We start from the raw sequence: 19,670 nt of genomic DNA on the forward strand, positions 1-19,670 counted from the left end.
GGTCAGAAGCTTGCCAGGAACTCTTCCATCTTTTGGGCCGGCATCGGCTTGGCATACAGAAAACCCTGGGCGAGGTCACAGCCCAGGTCTGTCACCAGCTGGGCCTGTTCATCCGTTTCAACGCCCTCCACAAGCACGCTCAACCCCAGACTGTGTCCGACCGTGATCATGGCCTCCATGATGGCCATATCGGCGTTGTTCTGCATCGCATGCTGGAGGAAGCTCCGGTCGATTTTTATGCCACAGACCGGGAGTTTTCTGAGATAGACGAGCGATGAGTATCCGGTGCCGAAATCATCGATGGAAATATGCAAGCCAGCCTCTTTCAGTTTTTCGAGTTGTCTGGTCTGGTTCTCATCACTGCCGAAAACCTCATTCTCGGTCAGCTCGACCCCTAACTGGTGCGGCTCCAGTTTATAGCGTTTGAGGGTTTCGAGAATGTGGTTGGCAAGGTGCGGATTCGTGAGCTGACGTCCCGACAGGTTGATATCAACCCGCAGGTTCTCCAGAGGCGTTCCTTTCCAGGCGTGGAGCTGTTTGCAGGCCGCTTCGATAACCCAGTCGCCAATCCGGTTAATGAGGCCGGACTTCTCTGCCACGGGAATAAAAATGGCGGGCGAAACGGCCCGTGATTGACCGTTAAAACACCGGAGAAGCGCCTCACAGGAGTCACTTTTCCGTTCGCTGAGGCTGATCTGGGGCTGAAACACCAGTTCCAGGCCATCGTTGTTCAGGGCTTCCCGGAGCAGGTTGGTGATTTCCTGGTATTGCACCAGTCGATCATTGATATCCGGGGTATAGAAACAGAGGCCGTTCTTGCCGGTTTCTTTGGCCTGGTACATGGCCGCATCTGCATTGCCCATAAGCTCCGCCACGGTGGTGCCATTGTGCGGAAAAAGGCTGACACCGAAACTGGCGGTAACCTGGTAACAGTCGCCTTCCAGGTGGACTTGATGTTCCAGGGCATCAATCAAACGACAAATCAACTCATGTAGAGCTTCGGGACCATCGAGGTCGAAGATCAGGAGAACAAATTCGTCTCCACCAAAGCGACTCAGCAGGTCGCCACCCCGTAGTTCGGTCCTCAAGGTTTCCGCCACCGCTTTGAGGAGGCTGTCACCGTGATGATGGCCCAGCGTATCGTTAATGATCTTGAAATTATCCAGATCGATGAACACGACCGCCAGTTCCTGCTGCAGGCGATCCGCCTCGTCGAGTCGGCTCGACAATTCCGCTTCCATGAAATGCCGGTTCGGTAATCCGGTCAGGTCGTCAAAACTCGCTCGCCGGTATAGCTCATCCCTGGCACGCTTCTGTTCTTCCAGGCTGATGTCGATACAGAACATCTCACAGGCGCCGCTCTCCTGTTTAATCATGACATGGCTGGAGTAAACGGGAACCAGGTGTCCTTCTTTGTGCTTGAGTTCGAGTTCGTCGGAGGGAATGCTGATGTTGTTTTCGAGCCAGTCGCGATGGGCTTCAATCACACCGTCACGCATGTGATCGGGAATGATCAGGTCTTCCAATAACTCTCCGAGTGCTTCCTGGCGGGAATAGCCGTAAAGACGGGCGCTTGCATCGTTCCAATAAATAACGCGGCGCTCTCTGTCGTATCCCTGGACAGCCACCATTGGCAGACTCTCAATCAGCTCGTAGAACCTGCTTTCACCGTCTTCTGTCGCTGATCGAAATCCTTGTCTATGTCCCATTGCGGGTCAGGATCCTCCTGGTAAGCGTTTAGCGCACCGCAAAGCGATGATGCGATAGAACTGAGCATAGTTCGGGGCCGGCGTGTTATCTAGTTGATTTGCTTCGTGACAGGGTGAATGCTTTGCAGCGGCTGGTTTCCTGGCTCCGGGTTATTTGCTATGTTTAGGCCCGTGGGTTGGGTTTTATTACCAATCAGACATGTCTGCGGGAGAGACTGAATCCCTTGCGATCAGCGCCGAAGGAGCAACTGCCCCGGAAACTCTCAGGCAAAAGGACCGCTGACATGAATACTTTCCGAAGAGCTGTCGACAATCGCGTCAGTCGGCACACCGAAGGAGCAAGCGGCTGGTTTTGTTGAACCGACCGTGAATCTCTCAGGTCCCGTGACGGAAGGGGTGCTTTCTGCTATTTCGAGCAGGGAGGAAACCCTTGGCGCTCACGGAGATTGGAATGAAGCGAATTGCAGTTATCGGCGGTGGTATTACCGGTATTACCACAGCCTACACCCTTGCCAAGCGCGGGCTTGACGTTACGGTTTACGAGAAACACCGCTATGCGGCGATGGAAACCTCCTTCGCCAACGGTGGGCAGCTGTCGGCCTCTAACGCCGAGGTCTGGAACAACTGGCAGACCGTTATGAAGGGCATCAAATGGATGTCCCGCCGGGATGCGCCACTGCTGGTCAACCCGAAGCCTTCCTGGCATAAACTGAGCTGGTTCGCCGAGTTCATTGCCGCAATTCCCCAGTACGAGAAAAACACCACGGAAACCGCCCGTCTGGCCATTGCTGCCCGCGACCACCTGTTTGCCTGGGCACAGGAAGAGGGCATCGATTTCGATCTGAAGAAGCAGGGTATCCTGCACATATACCGGGACAAGGCTGGCTTCGATCACGCGGCCAAAGTGTCTCGGCTTCTGGCCGCGGGCGGCCTTGAGCGCCGTTCGGTTACCCCGGAGGAAATGAAATCCATCGAGCCGACTCTGGCAGGTACCTACTACGGCGGCTTTTTCACCGAGAGTGACTCCACCGGTGACATTCACAAGTTCACCAACGGCCTGGCCGACGCCATCCAGCGCCTTGGCGTAAAAACCTGTTATGGCCATACCGTGACCGAGCTGAGCGCCGATGAGCGTAATGCCTGGGTGACCGCCCATGACGGCAACGAGCAAACCCGGGATACCTTCGACGGCGTGGTGATCTGTGCCGGTGTCGGCAGTCGTGGGCTCGCGAAAAAGCTGGGTGACCGGGTGAATATCTACCCGGTGAAGGGTTATTCCATTACCGTAGAGCTGGAAGACGAAGCCTCGCAGAAGGCAGCACCCACTGTCAGTCTGCTGGATGACGCCACCAAGATCGTCACCAGTCGCCTGGGCGATGGCCGTTTCCGCGTTGCCGGTACTGCCGAGTTCAGCGGCTACAATCGCGACATCAAGGACGACCGAATCCGCCCGCTGACCCGTTGGGTTGAGCAGTGCTTCCCCGGAGTCTGTACTCGCAAGGTAGTTCCCTGGGCCGGATTGCGGCCAATGCTACCGAACATGATGCCCAGGGTTGGGCCAGGGCGCCTGCCAACCGTGTTCTACAACACCGGTCACGGCCACCTCGGCTGGACCCTTTCGGCGATTACCGCGGAAATGGTGGCGGAGCGTGTTACCGGGGATAGCCGGTAATCTCCCGGATTTTCCGGTAGAGGGGTTGGAGCTGGGGGTACATCCTCAGGTACACCTCGGAATAGAGCCTCTGGTACAGGGCCCGGGTTTCTTCGTTGGGATGGAAAACGTCGCCAACCCGGGTCATGTTTGTCACTGCCGTATCGAAATCCGGATGCAGGCCCAGGCCTACCGCCGCGTCAATGGCGGCACCGAGCCCGGAGGTCTCATAGGTATGAGGCCTTTCGGCCGGCAATCCGAACACATCGGCGGTTAACTGCATGGCGGCATCACTCTGGGAGCCGCCACCTGCCACTCGAAGCTTCCGGATCTTCACACCGCTTCGCTTTTCGATTTTTTCCTTGCCTTCCCGCAGCGCATAGGCAAGGCCTTCAAGGATCGCGCGGTATATGTGCGAGCGGGTGTGAACGTCCCCGAATCCAATGATCGAGCCTTTTGCTTCCGGCCCGGGCTGACGTACACCGGGTGACCAGTAGGGCTGGAGCATTAGACCCATGGATCCCGGGGGAACGGCCTTGACCAGTTCATCGAACAGCGCTTCGGGCTCAATGCCCCTTTCCTCGGCGATTTTCCGCTCCCGAAGGCCGAATTCCCGCTTGAACCAGCTAACCATCCAGAAACCCCGATAGATCATCACTTCCGTGGAATAGTGACCGGGCAGTGCAGAAGGATAGGGCGGCATCAGCCGGATAGGTTCCACGTAGCGCTTGCTGGTGGTGTTGATGGTGGCGGTGGTGCCGTAACTCATGCAACCGATGTCTGGTGTCAGCCCGCCGGACCCGAGTATCTCGCAGGCTTTGTCGGAGGCGGCTGCAATAACGGGCAGGCTTTTTTGCAAGCCGAGGTGTCGGCAGGCTTCGTCGGTCAGATGCCCCAATGTTTCCCCGGGCGCTACCAGTTCAGGCAGAATGGAACGCTCGACCGGCATGGTCTGCCATTTGAAATCCCGTTGGCCGGCCCAGCGGTGCTTCTTGTAGTCGAAGGGCAGGTATCCAACCTGGCTTCCGGTGGAATCCCTGAATTTTCCTGTTAGCCGGTACGTGAGGTAGCCCGAGAGCAAGAGAAAGTGTCGGGTTTTTGCCCAGATCTCGGGTTCATTCTGGGCAATCCAGTTAGCCTGGGTCTTTTCCCGAAACCGGTTGATGGTGTCTTCCAGCCGGGCCAGTTTGAACAGCCATCCCCAGGGCCCTTTGACCGGGCCATCAACTCTGGCATGGCGCTGGTCGAGCCAGATGATCGCAGGGCGCAGAGGTTGGCCGTTTGCATCCAGGTTGATCACGGTGCCCCGTTGAGTGGTCACGGTGACCCCGGCAACCTGATCCGGCGTTGCCTCTGTTGAATTCCAGAGCAGCTTGCAGGCTTCCCCGAGCTGCTCCCAGAAATAATCCGGATGCTGCTCGGCCCAGCCGGGCTCCCGCGAGAAGTAGGGCTCGATTTCCTGCTTGCCTTTGCCCACAAGGTTGCCGCGGGTATCAAACAACAGCGCGCGAATGCTCTGGGTGCCATTGTCGATGGCCAGAATCAGCGGATCAGCCGGCATCGGACGGCTCCCCCGACGGCATCGAATAGGCATTGTGATAGATCGACAGGTAGCGGGCCTGTTCATCGTCCCAGCGCTGGTCATCCCAGCCAAGCAGGGGTTGGCAGTGCCTGCGGATCTCCGGCAGAAGGCTTTCGGCCGCTTTCGGAAGCACCAGGCCCAATCGGGTTCTACGCAGGAGCAGATCATCCAGGTGCCGCACATCTTCTTTCTGGCAGGCCCAGCAAAGCTCTGCCCAAAGCAATTCGGAAGCCTGGTGAGCAGTAACGGCTTCCAATGGTCCAGCTGCAAGAACCTGGTCAAGCTCAGGGCCAAAGAACCCCTGGAGCCGTTGCCAGCACTGATGGCCGATCGCGGCTGGTCTTGCCGAACCATGTTCTGGCTGGAAGACCGGCTCGGATTCTGGCCGCAGAACCGTGGCGGCGTCTTCGCCAAGTCCCCGGTTGAGCGCTTCCCGGGCGATAACCCGGAAGGTGGTGAGCTTGCCCCCGGCAATGCTGACCAGGCCCCGGTCTACCCTGAGTTCGTGTTCCCGGTTTTCCTTCGAGGGCGCTTTGCCCGTGCCGTCGGTTACCACGGGCCGCACCCCGGCCCAGGTTGAGAGAATGTCCTTGCGGGCAATGGGGCTTCCCGGAAACAGCCGTGACGCGACCTCAAGCAGATAGGCGGTCTCTGTTTCGGAGATAACCGGTTCCTGATCAAGATCGCCTTCATGATCAATATCGGTCGTGCCGAGAACGGTTGTGCCGAGCCAGGGGAAGGCGAACACCGGGCGACCATCCTCAGGATGGAAAAGGGAAACCGAACAGGACACCGGCAGGCAGGACCACGGGAGGACTAGATGGCTGCCGCGCAAGGGCCGGATGTGCATGGTGTCCCCGGTATTCTTGTCGGATTGCAGCCGGTCTGCCCACGCGCCGGTGGCATTGATCACCAGGGGCGCGGAAATCATGATGAGCGCATCGTCTTCCTCTGGCTGAATCAGTAATCCAGACACCTTTCCGTCATCGCTGCGCTTTACTTCCGTCGCACGGGTGTAGTTCAGGCACAGGGCTCCATCACGTCGGGCTTCGGCAATCAGGCGCAGCACCAGTCTGGAGTCGTCGGTAACCGCGTCGGTAAAACCACTGGCGCCGACAAGTTTCTCGCTGGTCAGGCCCGGCACCCAGAGCATGGATTCCGCCGGGGTCAGAAAGTGGCGGCTGCGATTGCGGGCAATAAAGTCGTAAACCCGGAGCAGCGTCTGAAACAGGCGCGGTCCGGGGAACTGGCCTTTGAAATGCGGCATGATGAAGCGCAGGGGGTCAATCAACCCCGGTGCCTCCGCCATCAGCCGTTCCCGCTCCCGCACAGCATCCCGGGTAAGACCGTAATGGCCGCTACCGAGGTACCGAAGGCCGCCGTGGACCATCTTGGAGGACCGGCTGGAGGTGCCCCAGGAGAAATCTTTCTGTTCCACCAGAAGGGTGCGCAGGCCGCTGCCTGCTGCTTCCCGGGCCACGCCGGCACCGGTGATGCCGCCGCCGACCACCACCACATCAAATTCGGTTGTCCCTGAACGCAGCGCATTGAGGCTTTCAGTCCGGGTCATAACGAGGCTCCCATTCGGCGTTGTGCTCACTTCACCAGGGTTTCCGGGTTCAGGATGGCATTGGGATCAAAGGTGTTGCACAGGGATCTGATGGCGAGCATTCCCAGTTCGCCTTTCTCCACCGGCAGATAGGGCGCGTGATCCTTGCCAACACCGTGCTGGTGGCTGATGGTGCCGCGGTTTTTCACGATCAGTTCAGAGGTTGTGGTCTTGAGCTTTTGCCAGCGCGCGAGTGTTTCCTCGTAGCTGTCGCCTACCCGGAACACGTACGTGGTGTAAATGCTGCAGCCCTGGCTGTAAAAATGGGACAAATGAGTGAATACGTGGGTGCCCTCCTGCTGGTCGGTCAGTCCCTCCCGTAGATTGGTTTCGATCAGCCCCAGGAGATTATCGACGTTGTCCCAATCGGTGGCCGTCTCCAGAGTGTCGACCGCGTAGCCCATCTGCCAGAGGGCTTCCCTCAGATAAGGCATGGTGAAACGCTTGGCTGCCCATTTATCGCCGAGCCGGGTGCCGGTATAGACGCCATTCTGAGCCTTACAGATGCTTCGGGCCTCTTTGAGGGCGTTCCGGGTCTGGCGCCGGGTGCCGGTGATGCCGAAGGTCATCATGCATTTGCCAGTGCCTGCGCCACGGAGTGACAGAAAGCGCTCGAGCATGCCGATCAGTTTGGGGTGGCCGGCAAGGGCGAGCTGGGTTTCGGTTTCTACCGCGTTGCTGAGCCTGAGCATGGACAGCTGCGTGCGGTTCTGCACCAGCTGGCGGCTGGCAGTCCGGGCACTGTTCCAGTCAGGGAAAAACACCACATGGAAGCTTTCGTGTTCGGGAAGCGGGGTTACCCGAACCTTCACTTCGGTGATCAGCCCGATGCGGCCTTCGGAGCCCAGAATCATTTCGCGGATATCCGGGCCGGCGCTGGAAGCCGGAATTGTGGGCAGATCAAGGGTGCCTTGCAGGGTTTCGACCCGTCCGCCAGCAAACAGTTGTTCAATTCGCCCATAGCGGAGGGATTGCTGGCCACTTGAGCGGGAGGCCACCCAGCCGCCCACGGTGGACAGCTCAAACGACTGTGGGAAATGCCCGAGTGTATAGCCGTGGGCCCGGAGTTGGGACTCGACCAGTGGGCCGGGCGTACCCGCGCCGAAGGTTGCGATCTGGCTTTCCCGGTCCAGATCCATCAGGCGATTCATCTTGCCCATATCCACGGTCAGCACGGGCTGACCCTTGTCCAGCGGGTTGATATGCCCAGCCACACTGGTGCCACCACCATAGGGGATCAGGTGAATGGTTTGCTCAGCGGCCCAGGCGAGCAAAGCCTGAACTTCGTCGCTGCTGGTAGGGAAAGCAACGCCATCAGGAAACACGCCAAATTCGCCACTGCGCATGGCCAGCCAGTCAGCCAGGCTCTGGCCCCGGGCATGCCGCACCCTTGCTTCCGGGGTTGTGTCGATCAGTGATTCCAGTTCTGCCGGCGGCTTCAGCCGGGAATCCGGCACTTTGGCGCAGACTGACTCCAGAGTGGCGTCGGCCAGAGGGCGGCCGTTTCCAATCCGCGAAACCAGAAAATCCTGGCCCTGTTCCGGCATTGCCAGGTTGAATCTTTCATCGCCCCAGCCGTTCCAGCGTCGCATGTGTTTCATTCTCCTGATTAAAAAGCAGTGTGGCGCATTCTAGCGGGTCCGGGCCTACTGCAGATGTCGCTTGGCGCCAGTCGCGCTGTCATTTGCCGCCAGCAGATTCGTTGAAATGGGGGTCAGGGCCGGAGTGATTCGGTCAGCCGGCTGTTCAGATCCTGCCACCGGGAAAGCCGTCCTGCTTCCCCGATCCGTTTGCGGGCTCCGCCGGATCGATTGAGCCAGAGGCCTTCGCCATTGAAGCTATAAACCGGTTCAAGATCAGTGCGTTGAGAGGCAGGTTTAATGTCATTTATAAGATTGTCCAGAATGAGCGGGTCCGCGTCTGGCTCCGGGTACCATGCCAACACCATGTGGGCCTGATTCAGCTCCAGTGCTTTGACATACACGATCCGGAGCTGGTCATCGGGCACCCCCATGGATTTGAGGGTCAGATATTTGGCGATGGAAAAATCTTCGCAATCGCCGCCATTCGTGGTGAGCAATTCCACTGGCGTTGCCCAGTAGTCTTCCTCGCCCCAATGGCGGATATCGCTGACGAAAGCAACCCTGTTGAAGAAGGAGTTGACCAGTCGAAGCTGCCGGTCGACGGGGGCGTTCGTGGCCAGGGCATGAAGGCGCTGCCAGTTTTCCAGGCGCTGGTGGGCCTCGGTGCCGAATTCTTCCTGTACATAGTTCATCAGGCGGGAACTGAGCTCAAAGGCACCTACAACGGAAACCGCCAGTAATAGTGCCGGCAGAAGGCTGGAACGGCGGCGTATCTGGATAGCGGCCGTTTCCATAGCGCGCCTCAGTTATTGTTCCGTAGGCGTTCCCTGAGCTGCTCAAGGCGCCGGCGGATTTCCTCCCGGCGCTGCTCATCGCTGGTGGCGGAGGCGGGCGCTCTTGAGGGCGAGGGGGTGGCAGCCTGTTGCGTTGCAGGCGTGGACGATTCCTGTTCGTCCGCTGTGAAGGACATGCCGCTGCGGTCCTCGGATTCCGGGAAATACAGGTTCTCGAGTTTCCCGGAGCGTTCAATGATCACACGGTTCGGGTGGACCGAGCGCAGCTTGGCATTGCCAGGCAATTCATCACCCACCAGGTAGGCTTCGGTGTTACTTTTGTCATCTTCGATCAGAGCGCTGCCGGGGAATTCTCCATCAGCGGCCAGAACACCGCGGAGAAACAATCGAAGGTTGGTTTCCGGCAGGTTCTCGGTATCCATTTCCGCCGGCGCGGCTTCACCCGATGCGGCCCCGAACAGGTCCAGGGACGACAGGTTTACGCTCGGTGGCTCACGGCTGGCAGCCGGATCTGTGACCAATGGCTGCGCAGTGTCGTAGTTTCCTTGTCGGCTTTCCATTTGCCAGAAGCGGTAACCCTGCCAGGCTGTCAGAGCCACCATGGCAGCCCCTGCCACAAGCGCAAGAATCAGGGGAAGCCGTTCATTGTTTAGGAGCATTGATCATCCTGAATGCAAGTTTGTGGGCCGGGAAAAAGCTCACAGGTTATCAGACTGCAACGTTTTATTGGCAGTATAGTGTATAGAGTTATTCAGCGGGTCCATATCCTGTGGTAGCCTTTCTGAATTAGTTGAATCGAAAAGGGTTTCACGAACGAGGACGACCTTGGACACAGATACTGAACTTCAGCCGCAGGATGCTCCGCTGGGCCGTCTTCCGTTTACTTTCGCCAAGCGCAACGGAGTAATCCTGACCCGTTCGGATGCCGGTGAACCGGTTATTCTGGTTCGCCCCGGTGCGTCCCATTCAGCCCTTGCGGAAGCGAACCGAATCAGTGGCGGTCGGGCCCGTTTTGCCACCATTGACCCGGATCGATTCGATCAGGCCCTGAACTCCGCCTACCAGAACGATTCCGCCGAAGCCATGCAGATGGTGGAGGGCATCGGCGACGATATGGATCTGGCCTCCCTGGCGGACTCGGTGCCTGAAACCGAAGATCTGCTGGAGCAGGAAGACGATGCTCCGATCATCCGTCTGATCAATGCCATTCTCACCGAAGCGGTGAAAACCAGCGCTTCGGACGTTCACATCGAAACCTATGAGAAGCGGCTGGTGGTTCGCTTCCGGGTGGATGGCGTGTTGCGGGAAGTCGTGGAACCCAAGCGGGCCCTGGCGCCTTTGCTGGTGTCCCGGATCAAGGTTATGGCGAAGCTGGATATCGCCGAGAAGCGGGTGCCACAGGATGGTCGTATCGCTCTCAGGGTAGCCGGAAGGGAAGTGGATATTCGTGTGTCGACCATGCCGTCTTCAAGCGGTGAACGCGTGGTTCTACGTTTGCTGGACAAACAGGCCGGTGCCATAAGGCTGGAATCCCTGGGTATGGCGGGGCGGGACCTGAAAGTCCTGCGCAAGCTGATTTACCGGCCCTATGGCATCCTGCTGGTGACCGGCCCGACCGGTTCCGGTAAGTCCACCACGCTCTATGCCTCGCTGCAGGAAATCAACGATCGCAGCCGCAACATCCTGACCGTTGAAGATCCCATTGAATATAACCTGCCAGGTATTGGTCAGACTCAGGTCAACACCAAAGTAGACATGACCTTTGCCCGGGGCCTTCGGGCCATTCTGCGCCAGGACCCCGACGTGGTGATGATTGGTGAGATCCGGGACCTGGAAACGGCCGAGATCGCGGTTCAGGCGAGTCTGACCGGACATCTGGTTCTTTCCACATTGCACACCAATACAGCCGTTGGCGCTATTACCCGGCTGATGGACATGGGGATTGAGCCCTTCCTGATTTCCTCAAGTCTGGTGGGCATTGTCGCCCAGCGGCTGGTCCGGGTTCTGTGCAAGGAATGCCGGGAGCCCTACACGCCAACCGAAGAGCACTGCGAGTTCCTGCAACAGGACCCCGCCAATCCGCCCACCATTTACCGGGCAATGGGTTGCAGCCACTGCAACCAGCTGGGTTACCGCGGGCGTATCGGTATCTATGAGGTGGTGGAGATCTCTGAGGAAATCAGCGCTCTGATTCACAAAAGAGCTGGTGAACTGGACCTTGAAAAGGTGGCGCGCCAGCATGGCCCGAGTATTCACGCAGACGGCGTGCAGAAGATATTGGATGGTGTGACAACGGTGGAAGAAGTGCTCCGCGTTACACACCGGGGTCAGTAAGCCATGCCTGCATACGAATACAAGGCGCTTGATGCCCGCGGCAAGCAGAAACATGGTGTGGTCGAGGCGGATGCCCCGAGAGCCGTTCGCCAGCAGTTGCGGGAGCGCGGCCTGACGCCACTGGCGGTTGAGCCGGCAGCGGAAAAGCAGGCCCGAAGTAATCCCCTGAGCAGCCGCGGTTCCCTGGCGGCTGCCGACCTGGCCCTGGTCACCCGCCAGCTGGCAACGCTGATTCAATCGGGTATTCCCATCGAGCAGGCGCTTTCTGCCGCGGCGCAGCAGTCCCCGAAGCCAAGAATTCGCAGCATGCTGATCGCTATCAGGGCCAAGGTCATGGAAGGTTACACCCTGGCGGACAGCCTCGGGGAGTTCCCGCGCGCGTTTCCGCGGCTTTATCGGTCCACCGTTGCCGCAGGCGAGCACGCCGGCCATCTGGACCTGGTGCTCAACCGGCTGGCGGATTACACGGAAAGCCGTCAGGAGGCACGCCAGAAGATTCAGCTGGCGGCAATCTATCCCATCATTCTGAGTATCGTCGCCATAGCCATCGTGGTGTTCCTCCTCACCTATGTAGTGCCGGATATCATTGATGTGTTTCTCAAGCAGGGGCAGGAGTTGCCAACGCTGACCATGGCGATGCTGGCAGTGTCGGAATTTCTGGCGGATTACGGTGTCTACCTGTTTATACTGCTGGTTGCGGCGCTGATGGTGTTCCGTTTTTTCCTGACCAAACCCGGGTTCCGGCTGCGGTTTCACAAGCGTCTGCTACATCTGCCCCTGTTCTCCGGGATGGTTCGCGGGGTAAACACCGCCCGGTATGCCAGCACCTTGAGTATTCTGACTACCAGTGGTGTGCCGCTGGTAGAAGCGATGCGCATTGCCGGTGAGGTGCTCTCCAACGATTTTCTCAGGCAGGAATTGAGGGACGCGGCCAGGAAAGTGAGTGAAGGCGGCTCGTTGCACCGTTCGCTGGATCAGACCGGGTATTTCCCGCCGATGATGCTGCACATGATCGCCAGCGGAGAGGCCAGTGGTGAACTGGATAGCATGCTGGAGCGGACCGCACGAATGCAGGAAAACACCCTGCAGTCCAAGATAGCCGCGATCGTAGGGCTGTTTGAGCCCATGATGCTGCTGGTAATGGGCGTAGTGGTGCTGATCATCGTGCTGGCGATCATGTTACCGATACTGAATATGAGTAATCTCGTGGGATGACACCCATGCCGGATTGTCAGTAGACGAATCCGAACTGAAAGCAATCAATGCCAACGACGAGTGAGACAATGACCATCAAGAAACTCAACACACACAACCACAGCCGCGGCTTCACCCTGATCGAAATCATGGTGGTGTTGGTGATCCTCGGCCTGCTGGTGGCCATCGTGGCGCCAAACATTATGGGCCGTAGTGATCAGGCAAAAGTCACCGTGGCGGAAACCCAGTTGAGCAACATTGCCAATGCGCTGGACCTGTATCGCCTGGATAACAGTCATTACCCGTCTACCCAGCAGGGTCTCGAAGCGCTGGTTTCCAAGCCCAGCGGCAGCCCGGAACCGAAGAACTGGAACGCGGATGGTTACCTCAAGAGCGTGCCGGAAGATCCCTGGGGATCTGAATACCAGTACGTGAGCCCGGGTACCGAAGGCCCCTATGATCTGTATTCCTACGGCTCTGACGGCCAGGAAGGCGGCGACGGCGATGCCGCCGATATCAGTGTCTGGGATACCGAAGGCTAAATTACTGTGCAGGCCAGCTCCCGACAGACCGGTTTCACCCTGATTGAGATACTGGTGGTCCTGGTGGTTGTGGGTCTTCTGGCATCCCTCGCCGTGTTTACTATGGGGGGGAGCTCTCAGCAGCGGGAACTGGAAAACGAAGTCAGGGAGCTGTATCTGCTCATGCAGACGGCGTCTGAGCAGGCCGTACTCAACAACCTGGAACTGGGCTTGAGGCTCGAGGATGACGGCTACCAGTTCGTAGCCTTCCAGGATCAGACGGGGGACTGGAAAGCCTCTGGCGAGCGCATGTTCCGGGCCCGTAGCCTTCCCGAATGGCTAACGGTTACCGAGTTTATCGAGAGCGATGCACCGAGGCTGGCGTCCTCCGAAGACAACTTGCTCCCGGACGTGGTGTTCTTTTCCAGTGGCGAGACAACACCGTTCGAGCTTGAATTCACCATCGGCAGCGGGTCTGACAACATACACGTCCTCGCCTCTGATGGTGTATCGCCCATGGAGTGGCGCAAGCCGGGCGATGAGGGGAGCAGCGGGTGAAAACGCAAAGCGGGTTCACGCTGATTGAAGTGCTCATCGCGCTGCTTGTCTTTGGTCTGATTGCAACTGCAGCAGCCGAAGTAGGGAGCCAGTACATTTCCAGCTACGAGCGGGTTCGGGATAAAACCCTTGCCAGCTGGTTGGCGGATAACCGGATCAATGAAATCCGCCTGCAGGAAACGATCCCCGGCATCTCCGAAAATTCCAAGGACACTGATTTCGGGCCCTATCGTTGGCGTGTTACCACGGCAGTTCTCGCCACTGCAGAAGCAAAGATGCGGCGAGTGGAGGTCACGGTTGCCCTGTACCGTGAGGAAGGCGCGGCTCCGGTTCCGGTCCATACCCTGTCTGCTTTTGTGGGGGCACAGTGATGATCGCGCCACCAAAGACCTCCCAACCGCTGCAACAGGGCTTCACCCTGCTGGAGGTGTTGATCGCGGTCACCATAACCGCCGTCATTGGGCTGGGCGTGTGGCAGGTTATCAATGGGGTGGTCAACTCCCGAGATCGGGTGAATGAGCTGGCTGAACAGTTCGACGGCCTGCAGCGGGCCATGCTGTTGCTTGAGCGGGATATCATGCAGGTGGTAAACCGGCCGGCCAGGGATATTTACGGCGATTTCAAGCCGGCACTGTCGAGTCGTGATGATGATTTTTCCCTGGTGTTGACCCGTCAGGGCTGGCGTAACCCTCTTGGAATCCGCCGCAGTGGTTTGCAGCGTGTTGGCTGGGAATACACCGGCAGCGAATTACGGCGTCGGTACTGGCCCATGGTGGACCAGGGGCAGGAAGATGACAGCCGCGATGTGCTGCTTCTGGAGGGCGTAAAACGCCTGGAAGTGCGGTTTCTGGATTCCAACCGAAGCTGGCAGCCGCAGTGGCCCACCGATGAAGTCATGGCCGGATTGACCCCGGGCAGCCGCCCGGATGTTCCGTTGCCACTGGGTATGGAAGTGACTCTGGAGCACGAGCGTTTTGGCACGCTGGTACGGACCTTTGCCCTGCCGGATTTTGATCCGGCGGTCGCCCAGGGTGCGCTGAACCAGGCAAACCAGGCTGCCAGTGAGGCGGAAGAAGAAAGCACCGAAGAAGAGGGAACGACAGAACAACCCGGTGAAACCACCGGCGCAACGGGGCAGGGAGGCTAGGCCAATATGGTGCAGATCCCGGCTTTTCCAAACCGTCAGCGCGGCGTTGCCCTGATTATGGTGCTGCTGGCCATGGCACTGGTGGTCATGTTGGCGTCAGGCATGACCCAGCAACAAAGCCTCCGGGTGTTCAAGGCAGGTCACTACCTGGCACAGCAGCAGGGCCAGAGTATTGCGCTGGGTGCAGAAGCCTTTGCTCGCCAGATCCTGCGCAGGGATTACGACGAGGACAAGGAAGAAAACCTGATGGTCGACAGCCTGGACGAATTCTGGGCTGCCAATGCAGCCGTGTTGCCACTGGATGATAACGGCGTGGCCGAAGTTCAGATTGACGACCTGGGTGGTCGACTGAACCTGAATGATCTGGTCGGTGCCAATGGTCAGGTGGACCCTATCGTCAGGGATCGATTTATTCAGTTGTTCGCTGCATTGGGGATTACGGCCGTTTCCGTGGACTCGCTGGTGGACTGGATAGACCCGAACGACCAGACGGTAACCGCTTATGGCGCCGAGGATGGCCAGTACCTGATGGCGGAGCAGGGATACCGCGCGGCGAACCAGCCCTTTACAACGGTGACTGAGTTACGCCTGATCGAGGGCATGACCGAAGAGATTTATCGCGCCCTGCGGCCTCACGTGACGGCACTGCCGGTAAATGGGGCGGGCATAAATGTGAATACCGCCACTGCCATGGTGATCCGCTCACTGCATGAGGAGCTGACGGACGCCCAGGCTGCGTCTATTCTTGAGAAGCGGGAAGAGGAACGGTTCGAGAATCTTCAGGACTTTATGGCATTACCGGAGTTCGCGGGCCTCGGGCTCAAATCGGTCGGCCTGGGGTTGCAGACACGGTTTTTTGAAGTTGCCTCGCGGATTACCTACGATAACCGTGTCGTGAATATGGTCAGTACCGTGTTCCGTACTCCGGAAGGGGAAGTCCAGACGGTTCACAGGGATACCGGGCAGAAGAACCGAATTACCAAAGAGCCCTTTACCATTTCAGAAGGATAATCATGTCTTATCGCCTCTACGTCCGCCCGATACCGCCGTTCGCGGACGCTGACCAGGATCCCGACGCCCAGATGTTCAATTGGGTGCTGCACGACGCCAGCGGCGATGCCCAGGCCCGGGGTGCCGGCGACAGCCGTGATGCCATCGAGCATACCCTGGGGCAGAATGCCCTGGATAACGTTCTGTTGATCGGCCTGATTCCCGGTGAGGAAGCGATTTACTGCCTGGCTGACATTCCCGCAAAGCAAAGTCGGTTCATCAATCAGGCCTTACCCTACGCCGTTGAGGAGCAGATTGCCCAGGATATAGATTCCGTGCACCTGGCGTTGGGCTCCCATACCGAGCATGGTTACCGGGTTGCAGCCATAGATCGCGAGCGAATGGGGCAATGGGTACAGTTATTCAGCGGTTGGGAGCATCTCCGCCTGGATGCCATTTTCCCGGACGCCTCGTTGCTGCCCCGCACCGAAGGCGGCTGGTCTGTCTGTCTGGACGGCGAAACGGCCATGATGGTCAGCGAACGGGGCGAGTGGTTGAGCATGCAGTCTGCCAACCTTGGTATGTTTGCCCACACCCTCGCGGCGCCATCCGCCGAAGAAGTGGTGGCGGAGATTCCGGTCACCGTGTACGGCACCGACGAAGAGTTTGAAGTCCAGCAATCTGCACTTACCGAGTTAGCTGGCTCGGGGCGTCTTGCGGTTCGTCGGGAAAGCCTGGAGCTCATGCCGCTGGAACTGCTCGCCTACGCCCATCACCATCATCTCTGCGAGCCGGTGAATCTGTGTCAGGGCGTGTTTTCGTCCAAATCGGGCAAAGCCAGTCCACTGAAACCCTGGAAACCGTTGATTGCGGTGGCGGCAGTCTGGTTCGGCGTTCAGGTGGCGTTGAACCTGGGCATGGGGTTGTACTATCAGAATCAGGCTGAAGAACTACAAAGCGAGGCCATGGCAATCTATCGCGATGCTTTCCCCAATGACCGGCGTACTCACGCAGGTAATGTCCGGCGTGTGATCGAAGGTCAGTTGCGGGTGGCCGGCTCCAGTGGACCAGAAGTGGACTTCATCACCCTGATGAAATACACCGGCCAGCAATATGCCCGCCTCCCGGGTAGTCAGGGGGTGAACTTCAATTCGGTGAACTACAGCCGCTCAAGGGGAGAGCTTATCGTGGATGTGCGAGCTGACAGCTACGATCGCCTGAGCGCCCTGCGAAACGGCCTCGCGAACCAGGGCCTGGAAGCGCAGATTGGCTCGGTTGTGAACGAAGCGAGCGGCGCCCGCGGCCGCCTGACGGTTTCAGGAGGTTAAGGCTATGCTTTCACGAATCAAGGATCAGCCGGCAGTCGGCAAACTCATTGCACAGTATGATCAATTGCCCCGCCGCGACCAGCAGGCTCTGGTCGTGCTCGCCATCGCTGTTTTTCTTGGCATTCTGTATTTCGCCGTCTGGCGCCCGGCGGCCGTATTCAATGATCAAGCGGAATCTGCGCGGAACAATGCCGGCGAGCTGTTGGCCTGGATGCAGGCAAATGAACAGACGATCCAGCGTTTGGGTAATTCTGGAGGTGCCAGCACGTCGGCCTCGGCAGACAAGCCTGCCGATGGCCGTGCCCTGATGGCCCTGGTGACCCGTTCCGCCGGTGAGGCGGGTTTGTCGCTCCAGCGGTTTGAACCCAGCGGGGAAGATGCAATCCGCGTCTGGCTCGAGAACGCACCTTTTGCAGAGGTGGCGGCGTGGCTGGAGCGGCTGAATGGCAGCCATGGTGTTGTGATCGATCAGGCAACCATGGACCGGGCAAGTGAACCGGGCCGGGTGTCCGTTCGTTTAACCCTGGCCATCTGATTCTGAAAACCAGATTCCGGGCCTTCCGTCCGGAACTGATGCAGGAGAGGGAAGCGATGAGTAACGGCAGCGACAACAAGAACAAATCCGAGCCAGCCATTGTTCGCCTGGACGAAACAGCGGTCAATGAAGCCAGATCCATTCTGTTTCACGCCTATCGAAACGAGCCGACGTTCCAGTACCTTTTTGATCATCGGCGCCCCGGTTACGATCAACGGGTTCGGGCAACCATACGGGAACTGATCGACCTGTATTTTGAGCTCGATCAGGAGGCCATTGGTGTGATGGTAGACGACACGCTCGTTGCCGTGGCGTTTATCGGGGACCCGGAGCTCAGGATGAACCTGGCTGACCAGCTCAGCTGGCGGATCCGTATGGTGCTGACCACCGGTTTTGCATCCACGCGCCGATACCTGGATTACCACCAGAAAATCCGGGACATGTTGCCACAGCCGTTGGCGCACCAGTTGCCAATGATGGGCGTAAATCCCAAATACCAGAATCGCGGCTATGGCCGGCTGTTGCTGAAAACTGTTGAAAGGCTGTGTGCAGAGAACCCAAGGGGTAGCGGCCTGGTGCTTGATACCGGCAACAATCGCTATCTGCCTTTCTACGAGTCCGAGGGTTTCCGGAGCCTTGGCAAGATACAGCTCGGCGATTTCGAGGATCACGTGCTGTTCAGGGAAGTGCATCCGGAAAGTAAAACGGCCGCGCCCGGCCAAACCTGACTTTTTTAACGTTTAACGGGAGAAGCTGTGTCTGACCAGCAGGATTTTGATCTGATCGTTATCGGAGCCGGCTCTGGCGGTGTTCGTCTGGCCCGTATGTCTGCCCAAAGGGGCGCAAAAGTGGCCGTGGTTGAATCCCGGTACCTTGGCGGAACCTGTGTGAACGTGGGCTGCGTGCCCAAGAAGCTGTTTGTGTACGGCGCTCATGTTCATGATGAGCTGGAAGACGCCGCCGGCTATGGCTGGCAGGTCCCTCTCGATGATGTCAGTTTCGACTGGCCAAAGCTGGTGGCGAACAAGAACGCCGAGATCGAGCGTCTGAACGGCATCTATGGCCGGTTGTTGGAGAATGCGGGCGTAACCATCATCGAAGGGACCGCGTCTCTGTCAGACGCCAACACAGTGGTGGTCGGCGAAACGTCTTACCGGGCCAGACACATCACTATTGCCACGGGTAGCTGGCCTGTAATTCCGGACGTGCCTGGCAAGGAATGTATTCTTACCTCCAACGAGATGTTCTACCTGCCACAGCTGCCGAAGCAGGCCGTGGTGTGGGGCGGCGGCTATATTGCCGTGGAGTTTGCCGGCATCCTGGCAGGACTGGGTGTTGAGACCACGCTGTTGTATCGCGGCGATCTGTTCCTGCGTGGGTTTGATAATGACATCCGCCGGTTCACGGAACAGGAAATGCGAAAGAAGGGCGTAAACCTGCGTTTTGGCGTGACCATTGAATCGGTTGAAGCCGAGAATGCCCATTACCGGGTACAACTGAACAATGGTGAAACCCTGGAAACCGGGCTGGTGATGGCGGCGACCGGACGCCGGGCGCTCGTCGACGGGCTTGGCCTGACCGATCTTGGTGTCCAGCTCAGCGCGTCAGGCCATGTTGTGGTGGATGATCATTTCCAGACCGCGGTGCCTTCTATTACCGCACTGGGTGATGTAATCGGTACCCCACAGCTTACGCCGGTGGCTCTGGCCCAGGGCATGGTGCTATCCCGGCGTTTGTTTGGGGATGGCAAAGGCGACATGGACTATTCCGCAATTCCGACCGCCGTGTTCTGTCAGCCCAACATCGGCACCGTGGGGCTGACCGAGGAAGAGGCCCGGGAAGCGGGGCATCGTCTCAGGATTTATCGCTCCGAGTTCCGCCCGATGAAATACACCCTCAGTGGACGGGATGAGCGAAGCCTGATGAAACTGGTGGTGGATGATGAGACCGACAGGGTACTCGGTGCCCATATGGTTGGCCCGGACGCCGGCGAAATTACGCAGGGCCTGGCAGTTGCCATCAAGGCTGGCGCTACCAAGGCTCAGTTCGATTCTACCCTGGGCATCCATCCCACCTCTGCGGAAGAGTTTGTCACCATGCGGGAACCCGTCGCCTGATCCTGCGCCGGCGCCCGC

18 protein-coding genes and 1 riboswitch are annotated in these 19,670 nt (G+C 58.5%); of the genes, 12 read left to right on the forward strand and 6 right to left on the reverse strand.

The window, feature by feature from the left end:
• Positions 1–2: 2 nt before the first annotated feature.
• Entirely contained in the window at positions 3–1,709 is a 1,707-nt protein-coding gene (locus tag SIC15_RS09400) for a putative bifunctional diguanylate cyclase/phosphodiesterase (protein WP_412537551.1), read from the reverse strand.
• 196 nt (positions 1,710–1,905) lie between these two features.
• Positions 1,906–1,998, forward strand: a riboswitch (glycine riboswitch).
• 162 nt (positions 1,999–2,160) lie between these two features.
• Here SIC15_RS09400 and SIC15_RS09405 point away from each other — a divergent pair.
• Positions 2,161–3,381 (forward strand): D-amino acid dehydrogenase, encoded by a 1,221-nt coding sequence (locus SIC15_RS09405; RefSeq protein WP_064228003.1) that lies wholly within the window; start codon positions 2,161–2,163, stop codon positions 3,379–3,381.
• Here the strand turns inward: SIC15_RS09405 and SIC15_RS09410 are convergent.
• From SIC15_RS09410 to SIC15_RS09430, 5 genes are all read right to left on the reverse strand, one after another.
• Entirely contained in the window at positions 3,362–4,921 is a 1,560-nt protein-coding gene (locus SIC15_RS09410) for an FGGY-family carbohydrate kinase (RefSeq protein ID WP_412537552.1), read from the reverse strand. The two genes, SIC15_RS09405 and SIC15_RS09410, sit on opposite strands and share 20 nt — an antisense overlap.
• The gene (locus tag SIC15_RS09415) at positions 4,911–6,512 is read right to left on the reverse strand and encodes a glycerol-3-phosphate dehydrogenase/oxidase (protein ID WP_412537553.1); all 1,602 of its coding nucleotides are present in this window, start codon (positions 6,510–6,512) and stop codon (positions 4,911–4,913) included. The genes SIC15_RS09410 and SIC15_RS09415 overlap by 11 nt, the downstream gene beginning before the upstream one ends.
• A gap of 26 nt (positions 6,513–6,538) precedes the next feature.
• The gene (locus SIC15_RS09420; protein ID WP_412537554.1) at positions 6,539–8,143 is read right to left on the reverse strand and encodes an FAD-binding oxidoreductase; all 1,605 of its coding nucleotides are present in this window, start codon (positions 8,141–8,143) and stop codon (positions 6,539–6,541) included.
• Positions 8,144–8,265: 122 nt separating this feature from the next.
• On the reverse strand, positions 8,266–8,928 hold the full coding sequence (locus SIC15_RS09425) for a transglutaminase-like cysteine peptidase (protein WP_064227999.1): 663 nt from the start codon (positions 8,926–8,928) through the stop codon (positions 8,266–8,268).
• 8 nt (positions 8,929–8,936) lie between these two features.
• A complete protein-coding gene (locus tag SIC15_RS09430) occupies positions 8,937–9,587 on the reverse strand; it encodes a type II secretion system protein N (protein WP_064227998.1) in 651 nt (216 codons plus the stop codon).
• Between the two features lie 166 nt (positions 9,588–9,753).
• On the opposite strand from SIC15_RS09430, the gene gspE reads away from it, so the two are divergent.
• The 11 genes from gspE (at position 9,754) to gorA (ending at position 19,652) form a co-directional block, all read left to right on the forward strand.
• A complete protein-coding gene (gene gspE / locus SIC15_RS09435; protein WP_153634632.1) occupies positions 9,754–11,262 on the forward strand; it encodes a type II secretion system ATPase GspE in 1,509 nt (502 codons plus the stop codon).
• A 3-nt stretch (positions 11,263–11,265) separates the two neighbouring features.
• The gene (gene gspF / locus SIC15_RS09440) at positions 11,266–12,477 is read left to right on the forward strand and encodes a type II secretion system inner membrane protein GspF (protein WP_064227996.1); all 1,212 of its coding nucleotides are present in this window, start codon (positions 11,266–11,268) and stop codon (positions 12,475–12,477) included.
• Positions 12,478–12,545: 68 nt separating this feature from the next.
• On the forward strand, positions 12,546–12,998 hold the full coding sequence (gene gspG, locus SIC15_RS09445; protein WP_412537555.1) for a type II secretion system major pseudopilin GspG: 453 nt from the start codon (positions 12,546–12,548) through the stop codon (positions 12,996–12,998).
• A gap of 6 nt (positions 12,999–13,004) precedes the next feature.
• The gene (gspH, locus tag SIC15_RS09450) at positions 13,005–13,535 is read left to right on the forward strand and encodes a type II secretion system minor pseudopilin GspH (protein WP_412537556.1); all 531 of its coding nucleotides are present in this window, start codon (positions 13,005–13,007) and stop codon (positions 13,533–13,535) included.
• The gene (gspI, locus tag SIC15_RS09455; RefSeq protein ID WP_136632055.1) at positions 13,532–13,906 is read left to right on the forward strand and encodes a type II secretion system minor pseudopilin GspI; all 375 of its coding nucleotides are present in this window, start codon (positions 13,532–13,534) and stop codon (positions 13,904–13,906) included. The genes gspH and gspI overlap by 4 nt, the downstream gene beginning before the upstream one ends.
• The gene (gene gspJ / locus SIC15_RS09460; RefSeq protein WP_412537557.1) at positions 13,906–14,682 is read left to right on the forward strand and encodes a type II secretion system minor pseudopilin GspJ; all 777 of its coding nucleotides are present in this window, start codon (positions 13,906–13,908) and stop codon (positions 14,680–14,682) included. Before gspI ends, gspJ begins: the two co-directional genes overlap by 1 nt.
• A 6-nt stretch (positions 14,683–14,688) precedes the next feature.
• Positions 14,689–15,693 carry a type II secretion system minor pseudopilin GspK gene (gene gspK, locus SIC15_RS09465; RefSeq protein ID WP_412537558.1) on the forward strand — a complete coding sequence of 335 codons (1,005 nt, stop codon included), beginning with the start codon at positions 14,689–14,691 and terminating at the stop codon, positions 15,691–15,693.
• A gap of 2 nt (positions 15,694–15,695) precedes the next feature.
• Positions 15,696–17,000 (forward strand): type II secretion system protein GspL, encoded by a 1,305-nt coding sequence (gspL, locus tag SIC15_RS09470; RefSeq protein ID WP_412537559.1) that lies wholly within the window; start codon positions 15,696–15,698, stop codon positions 16,998–17,000.
• 4 nt (positions 17,001–17,004) lie between these two features.
• On the forward strand, positions 17,005–17,535 hold the full coding sequence (gene gspM, locus SIC15_RS09475) for a type II secretion system protein GspM (RefSeq protein ID WP_412537560.1): 531 nt from the start codon (positions 17,005–17,007) through the stop codon (positions 17,533–17,535).
• A 56-nt stretch (positions 17,536–17,591) separates the two neighbouring features.
• On the forward strand, positions 17,592–18,263 hold the full coding sequence (locus tag SIC15_RS09480) for a GNAT family N-acetyltransferase (protein ID WP_064227988.1): 672 nt from the start codon (positions 17,592–17,594) through the stop codon (positions 18,261–18,263).
• A 27-nt stretch (positions 18,264–18,290) separates the two neighbouring features.
• Positions 18,291–19,652 (forward strand): glutathione-disulfide reductase, encoded by a 1,362-nt coding sequence (gene gorA / locus SIC15_RS09485; protein ID WP_069185274.1) that lies wholly within the window; start codon positions 18,291–18,293, stop codon positions 19,650–19,652.
• Positions 19,653–19,670: the final 18 nt, after the last annotated feature.

Source organism: Marinobacter sp. MIT932201, from assembly GCF_047123295.1.
Lineage (GTDB): Bacteria > Pseudomonadota > Gammaproteobacteria > Pseudomonadales > Oleiphilaceae > Marinobacter > Marinobacter salsuginis.

Excerpts from the sequence above, each read along its gene's own strand:
- SIC15_RS09400 (WP_412537551.1), bottom strand. The coding sequence starts at position 1,709 with ATGGGACATAGACAAGGATTTCGATCAGCGACAGAAGACGGTGAAAGC.
- SIC15_RS09405 (WP_064228003.1), top strand. The coding sequence starts at position 2,161 with ATGAAGCGAATTGCAGTTATCGGCGGTGGTATTACCGGTATTACCACA.
- SIC15_RS09410 (WP_412537552.1), bottom strand. The coding sequence starts at position 4,921 with ATGCCGGCTGATCCGCTGATTCTGGCCATCGACAATGGCACCCAGAGC.
- SIC15_RS09415 (WP_412537553.1), bottom strand. The coding sequence starts at position 6,512 with ATGACCCGGACTGAAAGCCTCAATGCGCTGCGTTCAGGGACAACCGAA.
- SIC15_RS09420 (WP_412537554.1), bottom strand. The coding sequence starts at position 8,143 with ATGCGACGCTGGAACGGCTGGGGCGATGAAAGATTCAACCTGGCAATG.
- SIC15_RS09425 (WP_064227999.1), bottom strand. The coding sequence starts at position 8,928 with ATGGAAACGGCCGCTATCCAGATACGCCGCCGTTCCAGCCTTCTGCCG.
- SIC15_RS09430 (WP_064227998.1), bottom strand. The coding sequence starts at position 9,587 with ATGCTCCTAAACAATGAACGGCTTCCCCTGATTCTTGCGCTTGTGGCA.
- gspF (WP_064227996.1), top strand. The coding sequence starts at position 11,266 with ATGCCTGCATACGAATACAAGGCGCTTGATGCCCGCGGCAAGCAGAAA.
- gspG (WP_412537555.1), top strand. The coding sequence starts at position 12,546 with ATGACCATCAAGAAACTCAACACACACAACCACAGCCGCGGCTTCACC.
- gspJ (WP_412537557.1), top strand. The coding sequence starts at position 13,906 with ATGATCGCGCCACCAAAGACCTCCCAACCGCTGCAACAGGGCTTCACC.
- gspK (WP_412537558.1), top strand. The coding sequence starts at position 14,689 with ATGGTGCAGATCCCGGCTTTTCCAAACCGTCAGCGCGGCGTTGCCCTG.
- gspL (WP_412537559.1), top strand. The coding sequence starts at position 15,696 with ATGTCTTATCGCCTCTACGTCCGCCCGATACCGCCGTTCGCGGACGCT.
- gspM (WP_412537560.1), top strand. The coding sequence starts at position 17,005 with ATGCTTTCACGAATCAAGGATCAGCCGGCAGTCGGCAAACTCATTGCA.
- SIC15_RS09480 (WP_064227988.1), top strand. The coding sequence starts at position 17,592 with ATGAGTAACGGCAGCGACAACAAGAACAAATCCGAGCCAGCCATTGTT.